We start from the raw sequence: 9,413 nt of genomic DNA, 5'->3' as shown, positions 1-9,413 counted from the left end.
ACGTTTCGTTGACAGATCCAGACCAAGACCAAGTTGCGTCATCGAAGATACCCCTAAACTTTCCTATCTCCCAGGATAGTCCACCCGTACGTCGACGCCAGGACTTTTGCAGACCTTCCCTAGTACCTCGCTGACGTCGGGGCGCGTCAACAACTTCCTGGGTGAGTTCTTCAAAACACATCTCCCTCCATTCGAGCCACGCAAAACAGCGGCGGCAAACAGCCCAGCAAGCAACGCTCGTGCTGCGGCCGCGGAAGTCCGATTGGCGAAGGCAGTGCCAGCGCTTGACCGACCTCAGGCAGCAAAAAAGTCGGCTGCAGCGGTGTCCGCCGGTGAACGCTGGACGCTTTGAAGCGAGTCAAGGGGCCGAGCGGCCCGTCGTAAACCATTCAAACAGCATGCGCGGGAGGATCAGTCCAACGGTCATGGCCAGGAGTATCAGGAACGCCGTGGCGCCGTTCACAACGAAGGCCGGGACAAGGTCGGCCGACGCGCGCGGTCCGACGGCGACCAGTTCAAGCAGTGTGCTTGCGGCACCGAACAGGTAGAAGCCCGGCATCATCGAGACAATCGCGGAGAAGCCGACGGCGGCGAAGGGCAGCCGTAGGCGATCGACGATCGGCGCGACGATCAGGCCGACCAGAAGGCAGGCGAAGAACGCCGCTGTCGGGACATTTGCGCTCAAGAACGAGATGAGCGCCCAGCGCGCCGCGTGCGCCAGCATGCCAACGGCGATTGGCAAGGGCAGCAGGCGCCACGGCATCGAAAAGAAAGTCCCGAAGCTCGCGACGGCGCATCCTGCGGCGATGACATCGGCGGCGAAGGGCGCGGCCGCGGACGGCCCGGCCTGAAGTGCGCCGCCGGCGATGCCCGTCCCGATCAGCAGGCCTGCACAGATCATAAGCACGATGATGCCGGCATAGGTCAGGCGCGCGACGCCCAGCGTGATCCGTGTGCGCGCAAGATCTATCGCACCGTTGAGGATATGCGGGCCGGGAACCAGCACCATGCAGGGGCAAAACGCGACGAGCGATTGCGCGTTGGAAAGGTGGAGGCGACCCGCGACGGCGCCGATCGCGCCGGCGATCGTGGCGGCGGACAGTGGTTCGAGGAAAGGGTTGCCGCCAAGCTTCCCCAGCAAGCGACGGACAAGGGCTCCGGCGCAGGCGCTCATGGCGATCAGCGCCAGGCTCGCCACATCATGCACACCGTAGATCACGCCGAGAGACGCCGCGCCGATGGCCGCAAAGACAGCGAAGCGAAGTGTCGCGACGGGTGGCATGCGCCCTGCCGCTACGAGCGCCGGGGGCACGGCTGCGGTCGACATGGCGCCGTCGCACACTTGATGCATGATTGTCTGGACGGCCAAAACCTTGCCCATGTCTATGCCTAGCGGCTCGGCCGGGACAATTTCCGAGAAGGAGGTGTGGTCAAGCTCGACAACGAGTTCGCCCCAGTGCGGCAACAGCCTGACCGATACGCCGAGGGTGCGCCCGAGTTGCTGTGCCGTGACGACAGTCATCTCCGTGGTCTGTCCGTGCGTGAACAGGAGCGAGGCTGCCAATGCGACGGTGTTCACTTCGTCCGTGGAGCCTCGCCGAGGAATCGCTTCTTTGTTCATGCCGCCTCAAATAGGATAATGTCGGACCGGATGCCCGCGACCAGGCCGCTGGATGCGAATGTAGTCGTCTGGATCAACGATGTATCGGATGTTTGGCCTCAGATCGCGCGACCATCGACCGATCGCTCACGCCGCAAGCGGGTAGACGCGCATCGTTAGCCTGCACGCCTTTGCCGGGAACACATTCCACGAGCCGTCATCATGCCGGAAGAAAACGATGGTCAAATTTCCGTCGGCACTTGCCGCCCCGATGCGCACGTAGCGCCTTCCATCCACTCGTGTACGACTGAACTCCATCACACGTATTGTCACCACCGAGGGAGGTCCAAACCACTTGTCGACCAGCGTTCGCAAGCACTTCTCGCCGGAACCCATCTTGCACTCCTCTGACCGCGGCGCCACCATCAGCGCTACCCACTACGCTTTGATAGTAGTAAGCGCGACACAAGATGGCTATTACATAAAGCTGGAACGCTGAGGTTCAGACGTCGGTTCCGGTTTGCAAATGGCCACTGCACTCCGAGCACGAACGGTTGGCCAGAACCACTGTTCAACGCGTATCCATTTTTGGTCAAAGCTTACTTTGCGACGGCTCGGCCGAATCAGAAATGCCAGCATGACAACGGCGCACTTGCCCAGAGCGTCGATCGTGTAAAGACACATGCCAAATGGCGTAAGCGTGATATGCGAGACCGGCATAAGGATGCCTGCAATGAATCCGTCCCCGAAGAGAACAAAGAATTGAAGAAAGGAATCTAGGGATAAAGATCTCTGCGCTGCAGGCGAGCGTGGTCCACATCGCGGTAGCCGCAACGAATGCCATTGCATCGTTCCGGCACTTGGTTCGAGGCAGCTCGACCGCGAGTTCAAGAAGCGAAAAGCCAACGGTGAGAACGAGTGTCATGTCGAACAGCCCCAGGCATTGCCGCAGCGTTCTTATCGGGCACGTGACGCTCTGCACGGTTATCGTGGACGGCAGACTGGAAATTCACGCTCTGCCACTTGTAGACAAGATTCCAGTTCATTGATATATCGCGGTGCGTGTACGAATGACGCCGCGAATAGAAAAAGCTAAACGAAGCACGCGTTTGCCGCTTTTCGCGAAACATGAGGTGGCCGTTCCTGCACGTTTTTGCGCATCCTCATACGACGCTGGCGCAGCGGCGTTGACTTGAAGCGTCGGACAGGCGATGGTATGACGAATGGCACGATCGACGAAGAGGTCCGGAAGTTTTTCTTCACACTTGAAGCGGACGTCCGCTAACTTCTTGCTGTCGCATTCCCGGAGCAGACGAATTACTCCGGATACCCTCTCGTGCATGCGATGGGCGCACAGCCTCTCGCGCTCCCGCGTCCGCGTGGTCCAGTCTCGCGCATGAACATCGCAAGCACCATTGCGAGCACGGTGCCACCGAGCACCACGAGCCGGCTCAGTGGAGTACCCGGCAGATTCATTACGCCGCCGTTCGCGAGGTGGGCGAGCAGCTGGCCGTATGCGGGCGTGAGCAATGAGGCCAGGTAGTGGAACGTCGCCCGGCTTACATAAACATGTAATTTCGTGGCCCGACACAACGTTATATGTTGATTCTATGGACGCGTGGTCAAAGCGTCCAAATAGCGGGGCGAAAGATCCGTATCACCACGACCGCTTGCTATTGCGTCGTTCGCGATGCTCGCGTGCCTGATTTGCCAGGTGTCGAATCAGAGTGGGGTCCAGGTATGAGTGAAATATTGACGAAACCCAGGCGAGAATTTAAAAACATCGGATTGGGGCAGATTTTGTTCAATTATCGTCTGCCTCTTGCGGGGCGCACGTCGATCTTGCATCGCGTCAGCGGTGTGCTGTTGTTTGTCCCCCTGCCGTTCCTGCTCTAATGGCGCTGGACCTGATTCGCGACGCCGACGGCGACGTGCTTGGCGTGACCGCGCTGGAAATGGAAACGGCCGGTCCCGGTGGTACCGACAATCCACTATTAGATGGGCGGCATTCCGACGAACATGAACGGCCTGGTCGTAAGGGCGGTGAAGGGATCAATGCGGTCAATGTTCTGCTGGGCTTCGAAGGACGTGCGTAACACGTGATTTTGATGTGCGATGGTGCAATGCGGCAGTCGCTCGAAGCGAGGGGCAGAAGCCATGGCGCGACATGTCGATGTCAACGACGTTTCAAAACTGGTTCGAAGTGCGGACATTCCACGAGTGCTGACTTCGATGGCGAGTGACATCAAGCGAGACTATGTGGGCTGCAGCTCCGAGGTCCTGGTGAAGGGCGGTGACCGTGTCGTCTCCAGGACGTGGCGTGTGAATGCCGACGGCACACATACTTCCGTGCTGACCGTGCGGCCCTTGGGCGAAGCCCCGACGGAGGCCAGTCTGGATCGTCTGGCGCACGAATACGGCTTAAAGGACCAGCTGGACAGTGCATGGGCCGTGCGGCCGTTGGAACTTGTACGTCAAGGCGATCGGCCCGTGCTGGTATTCGAGGACCCAGGCGGCGAGCCACTAGAGCGGTTGCTGGGCGCGCCATTCGAATCCGGGCGCTTCCTGCGGCTTGCGATCGGCATTGCCGCGGCGCTTGGGAAGGCCCATCAGCACGGCCTTGTCCATAAGGATCTCAAGCCGGTCCACATTTTCGTCGACGAGTCGACCGGATCGGTCTGGCTCACAGGGTTTGGCCTGGCCACATTACTGCCGCGTGAGCGCCAATCGCCCGCGCCGCCCGAAACCATTGCGGGAACGCTCGCCTACATGGCGCCAGAGCAGACCGGCAGAATGAATCGATCGATCGATGCGCGCAGCGATCTGTACTCGCTCGGCGTCATCTTCTACCAGATGCTGACGGGGTCGCTGCCGTTTGCAGTGTCCGAGCCAATGGAGTGGGTCCATTGCCATATTGCGCGTAAGCCCGTTCCGCCGGGCGAGCGGACTGAGCGCGTTGCGGCCCAGGTTTCGCATATCGTGATGAAGCTACTAGCCAAGACGGCCGAGGAGCGCTATCAAACGGCGGTTGGCCTCGAGCATGATCTTCACCGTTGCCTGATTGAATGGAACGCGGTTGGCAGGATTGATCCTTTTTCGCTCGGCGAACGCGACATCCCGGATCGACTTCTGATCCCCGAAAAACTGTATGGAAGAGAGCGGGAAATCTCGGCTTTACTCACTGCCTTTGAGCGTGTCGTCAACGGGGGCACTTCGGGTTTGGCGCTGGTTTCTGGCTATTCAGGGATCGGCAAGTCTTCCGTTGTCAATGAGTTGCATAAAGTGCTCGTGCCGCCACGCGGGTTATTCGCATCCGGCAAATTCGACCAGTACAAACGAAATATCCCTTATGCCACGGTCGCTCAGGCTTTCCAGAGTCTCATCTCCCAGATTCTCGGCAAGAGCGACGTGGAGTTGGGCGGATGGCGTGCCGGATTTCAGGAGGCGTTGGGTCCGAATGGCCAGCTCATTGTCAACCTCGTCCCGGAGCTCGCGCTCATCATCGGCGAGCCGCCACCACCACCAGACGTTCCTCTGCAGGACCAGCAGGCCCGGTTCCAGATGGTTTTCCGGCGCTTCCTCAGCGTCTTTGCCCGTGCCGAGCATCCTCTAACACTGTTCCTCGATGACCTTCAGTGGCTGGACTGCGCAACCCTCGATTTGATCGAGCATCTGATGGCGCATCCAGACGTGCGCCACCTGCTGCTGGTCGGGGCTTACCGTGACAACGAGGTCGGTCCCGCGCACCCGCTGGCGCGGACCCTGGCGAGACTCGACCGCGCCGATGGGCGGGTGCGGGAAATCGTGCTGACGCCCCTTTGTCCAGAGGATGTGGGGCGGCTGCTGGCAGATTCACTGCACACGGACCAGGGGCGCGTGCGACCATTGGCTGAACTCGTGTTCGAGAAGACGGCTGGCAATCCGTTCTTCACGATCCAGTTCCTGCTCACCCTCGCCGAGCAGGGGCTATTGGTATTCGATCCTGGCATGGCAGTATGGACCTGGGATCTGCCTCGCATTCGCCTCAAGGGATTCACTGAAAATGTCGCAGATCTCATGGCGGTGAAGCTGAGTGGCCTGCCTGTAGCGACCCAGGAGGCTTTGGGAGAACTGGCATGCCTTGGGAACGTCGTGACGTCGGGTACGCTTGCCGCGGTACGCGGAGGGGCCGAGGAGGCGGCGCACGGGGCGCTTTGGGACGCCGTGCGGTCCGGGGTTGTCCTGCGCTCAGATAGCGACTACACCTTCCTTCACGACCGCATCCGGGAGGCGGCGTATGCGCTGATCCCTGAAGGGGCGCGTACGCTGCTGCATCTTCGGATCGGCCGCGCTCTCGCAGCCGGGACGTCCGCGCAGGACCTCGAGGAGAATATCTTCGACATCGTCAACCAGTTCGGTCGTGGCGCGGCGCTGATCAGCACGGCGCAGGAATGCGAACATGTCGCTCGTCTGAACCTCATTGCGGGCAAGCGAGCGAAGGCGGCAACCGCTTATGATTCGGCACTGCGGTACTTCATCGCCGGCCGCACATTACTGCGGGACAATGAATGGGAACGATGCTACCGGCTCACCTTCGACCTTGAACTTGATTGCGCCGAGTGTGAATACCTGATGGGGGAGCTGGCTTCAGCGGAAAAACGGCTCACCATGCTGTCGACCCGGGCACAGACGACGATTGACTCCGCAGCCGTTACCTGCGTGCGCCTCAATCTCTACACGACCCTGGACCAGAGCGACAGCGCTGTCCGGGTCGGCCTGGAATATCTCCGCCGTGTTGACGGCCCATGGTCGCCGTACGCAACGGAGGAAGACGTGCATCGGGCCTATGATCGATTGTGGCAACAGCAGGGTGCGCGCTCCATCGAGGCAATGCTTGATCTGCCGTCGATGCAAGACCCGGATCGGTGCGCAACCATGGACGTCCTGACGGTGCTCACGTCACCGGCCTTTTTCACCGACATGAACCTGTTCCGCCTCGTCGTGAGCCGGATGGCATCCCTCAGCATGCAGTATGGCAACACCGACGGATCATGCCTTGCCTATGAATGGCTGGGCGCAGTGCTGGGGACGTATTTCGGCGAATACGAGGCGGGGCTACGCTTTGGCAGGCTTGGCCTGGAGCTGGTAGAGAAGCGTGGGTTCGACCGCTTCAGCGCTCGCGCTTATCTGGTGTTCGCCGTCCACGTCGCCCACTGGACGCAGCCCCTGCAAACGTCTCGTGCCTTCCTGAGGCGCGCCCACGAGGCGGCGCTGATCGCCGGCGACCTGTCTTACGCGGCCTACAGCTGCATCGATGTGATCACAAACCGTATCGCCAGCGGAGACCCGCTCAGTGACATCGAACAAGAGGCCGAGCACGGGCTTGAATTCGCGCGGAAGCTAAAATTCGGTCTCGCGAGCGACTGCATCATCGGGCAGCTCAGGCTCATTCGAATATTGCGCGGGCTGACACCGGACTTCACCTCTGTCCATGACGTGGCATTTGACGAGGCCTGTTTTGAGCAACGTCTGGACGATCCGCAACTGGCCAATCCCGCGTCCTATTACTGGATTCGCCGGCTGCAGGCGAGCGTCTACGCCGGCGACGACGCGTCTGCCATCGCGGCTCTATTGAAAGCTGCGAGACTTCTTTGGGCGACTCCGACCCAATGCGAGTTGGCCGAATACCACTTCTATGGAGCCCTGGCTCGGTCAGCACGCTGCGATGGGAGTTCAGTTGAAGAGCAAGCCGGGCATCTGCAGGCGCTGGCGGCACATCACAAGCAGCTTGCGATCTGGGCAGAAAGCTGCCCAGCAACGTTCGCGAACCGCGTGGCATTGGTAGGTGCCGAGATTGCACGCCTCGAAGGCCGGGACCTCGACGCCATACGCCTATATGAAGATGCCATCAGGATGGCGCGCGAGGGTCAATTTATCCAGAACGAGGCCTTGGCCCACGAACGCGCCGCAAAATTTTGTGCGACGCGCGCCTTTCCGACAATGGCTGACGCGTATCTGCGAAATGCGCGGCATTGCTATCAGAGTTGGGGCGCCGATGGGAAGGTGGGGCAACTTGACCAGCGCTATCCCCAACTGAGCGGGAAGGAGCCTGCGCCGGGACCCACGAGCACGATCCGGGCGCCGGTCGAACATCTGGATCTCGCGACCGTGCTCAAGGTGTCGCAAGCCGTTTCGGGCGATATTGTGCTGGACAAGCTGGTCGACACGCTCATGCGCACGGCGATCGAGAATGCCGGGGCCGAGCGAGGCCTGCTGATTTTCTCCCACGGCAGTGAACAGCGGATCGAGGCGGAAGCCATAACGTGCGGCGATACGATCGACGTACGGCTGTGCAACCAGCCCTTAACCGCAGAGGTGCTATCCGAGGCGATTGTCCAGACGGTCGTTCGCACGCAGGAGGCCACGATCTTCGACGACGCCGCAGCCGAACCCGCACTGGCCACGGATCCGTACATTCGGCAACGCCAGGCCCGGTCCATTCTCTGCCTGCCTCTTATCAAACAGAACAAGCTCAACGGTGTGCTCTATCTCGAGAACAACCTGGCTCCGCGCGTCTTTACGCCGCTGCGCATTTCGGTGCTGCGGCTTATTGCATCTCAGGCGGCGATCGCGTTGGAGAATACGCGTTTGTATCGCGACCTCGCTGAGCGCGAAGCGAAATTTCGCCGCCTGGTTGATGCAAATATCATCGGCATTTCCTTCTGGGAACTTGACGGTCCGATTCTTGAGGCCAATGATGCGTTTCTCCGGATCGTCGGATACGATCGCGAGGATCTCGTCGCTGGCCGACTGCGCTGGACCGAGCTGACTCCCCCGGAGTGGCGCGATGGCCACGAACGCTGGTGGACTCCGGAACTCAAGATGACCGGCAGCGTGCAACCCTACGAGAAAGAGTACTTCCGGAAAGACGGCAGTCGTGTGCCCGTGCTTGTCGGCTCGACGAGCTTTGATGACACCCGGAACCACGGTGTCTCCTTCGTACTCGATCTGAGCGAGCGCAAGCGTGCGGAAGAGAAACTGCGGTGCAGCCGCGAGCAGCTTGCGCAGGCGTCGAGGATTGCGACGGTGGCCGAGCTGTCCGCTTCCATCGCCCACGAGCTCAATCAGCCGCTGCAGGCAGTTATGGCCAACGGGCACGCGTGCATGCGATGGCTTGCTGCTGCGCCGCCCAACGTGGGCGAAGCCAGACGCATTGCCGAACTGATCGTCAGCGACGCACATGCCGCGTCGGACGTGACAAGGCGCATTCGAGCGTTGTTTAAGCAGGCAGCGTCTGCAAAGACCCATCTCGACGTTAACGGATTAATACTTCGAGTCTGCGCCCTGATGTCTGACGAGATCCAGGTGGATGGGATCTCGCTCAAGACAGAGCTGGCCGCGGACGTCCCGATGATCAATGCCGACCCGGTGCAAATTCAGCAGGTAGTGGTCAACCTTTTGCGCAACGCCATCGAGGCGTCGATGGCGACGGCGGACCGATCGAAGCCGCTCTTGGTCCGCTCCCGGCGCGACGGGGACGACGTAGTGGTTGACGTTCAGGATCGCGGCATCGGGCTGACAGACTGCACGACCATATTCGAGCCGTTCGTTACCACAAAGGAAACGGGCATGGGCATGGGACTGGCAATCTGTCAGTCTATCGTCGAAGCACACGGCGGCCGCATTTGGGTCGCGCGCAATGAGGCGCAGGGCGTGACCTTCAGTTTCAGCCTTCCGGTTGATAGGGGCAGATTTGCCTGAGTCCGGCGATGGATCCGCGGGTATTGTCAACTTGTTGAGTAAAGCGCTGCCGAACGCGCAGTGCGTAAGGTCG

The 9,413-nt window shown here is 60.5% G+C and carries 5 protein-coding genes and 1 pseudogene; 3 read left to right on the top strand and 3 right to left on the bottom strand.

Annotation, left to right across the window (positions count from 1 at the left end):
- Positions 1-358 precede the first annotated feature (358 nt).
- The 3 genes from ABQJ48_RS25035 to ABQJ48_RS25025 all read right to left on the bottom strand — a co-directional run bounded on the left by ABQJ48_RS25035 (position 359) and on the right by ABQJ48_RS25025 (position 2,942).
- Entirely contained in the window at positions 359-1,621 is a 1,263-nt protein-coding gene (locus tag ABQJ48_RS25035) for a threonine/serine exporter family protein (RefSeq protein WP_367840649.1), read from the bottom strand.
- A 126-nt stretch (positions 1,622-1,747) separates the two neighbouring features.
- Positions 1,748-1,996: a hypothetical protein gene (locus tag ABQJ48_RS25030; RefSeq protein ID WP_367840648.1), complete on the bottom strand. Its 249-nt coding sequence runs from the start codon at positions 1,994-1,996 to the stop codon at positions 1,748-1,750.
- Between the two features lie 646 nt (positions 1,997-2,642).
- Positions 2,643-2,942 (bottom strand): hypothetical protein, encoded by a 300-nt coding sequence (locus ABQJ48_RS25025; RefSeq protein ID WP_367840647.1) that lies wholly within the window; start codon positions 2,940-2,942, stop codon positions 2,643-2,645.
- Positions 2,943-3,340: 398 nt separating this feature from the next.
- Here ABQJ48_RS25025 and ABQJ48_RS25020 point away from each other — a divergent pair.
- The 3 genes and pseudogenes from ABQJ48_RS25020 to ABQJ48_RS25010 all read left to right on the top strand — a co-directional run.
- Positions 3,341-3,493: pseudogene (locus ABQJ48_RS25020) on the top strand (succinate dehydrogenase, cytochrome b556 subunit); the annotation flags it as partial.
- A gap of 2 nt (positions 3,494-3,495) precedes the next feature.
- Positions 3,496-3,696 carry a hypothetical protein gene (locus ABQJ48_RS25015; protein ID WP_367840646.1) on the top strand — a complete coding sequence of 67 codons (201 nt, stop codon included), beginning with the start codon at positions 3,496-3,498 and terminating at the stop codon, positions 3,694-3,696.
- A gap of 61 nt (positions 3,697-3,757) precedes the next feature.
- Positions 3,758-9,340, top strand: a complete 5,583-nt coding sequence (locus ABQJ48_RS25010) for a trifunctional serine/threonine-protein kinase/ATP-binding protein/sensor histidine kinase (RefSeq protein WP_367840645.1) — start codon at positions 3,758-3,760, stop codon at positions 9,338-9,340.
- The last annotated feature ends 73 nt before the right edge of the window (positions 9,341-9,413 follow it).

The organism is Paraburkholderia suaedae, from assembly GCF_040812055.1.
Lineage (GTDB): Bacteria > Pseudomonadota > Gammaproteobacteria > Burkholderiales > Burkholderiaceae > Paraburkholderia.
Note: the sequence above shows the minus strand (reverse complement) of the source record. Positions and strands in the feature narration are given on the sequence as shown.

Coding starts and splice junctions, on each gene's coding strand:
- ABQJ48_RS25035 (WP_367840649.1), bottom strand. CDS start 1,621: ATGAACAAAGAAGCGATTCCTCGGCGAGGCTCCACGGACGAAGTGAAC.
- ABQJ48_RS25030 (WP_367840648.1), bottom strand. CDS start 1,996: ATGGGTTCCGGCGAGAAGTGCTTGCGAACGCTGGTCGACAAGTGGTTT.
- ABQJ48_RS25025 (WP_367840647.1), bottom strand. CDS start 2,942: ATGCACGAGAGGGTATCCGGAGTAATTCGTCTGCTCCGGGAATGCGAC.
- ABQJ48_RS25015 (WP_367840646.1), top strand. CDS start 3,496: ATGGCGCTGGACCTGATTCGCGACGCCGACGGCGACGTGCTTGGCGTG.
- ABQJ48_RS25010 (WP_367840645.1), top strand. CDS start 3,758: ATGGCGCGACATGTCGATGTCAACGACGTTTCAAAACTGGTTCGAAGT.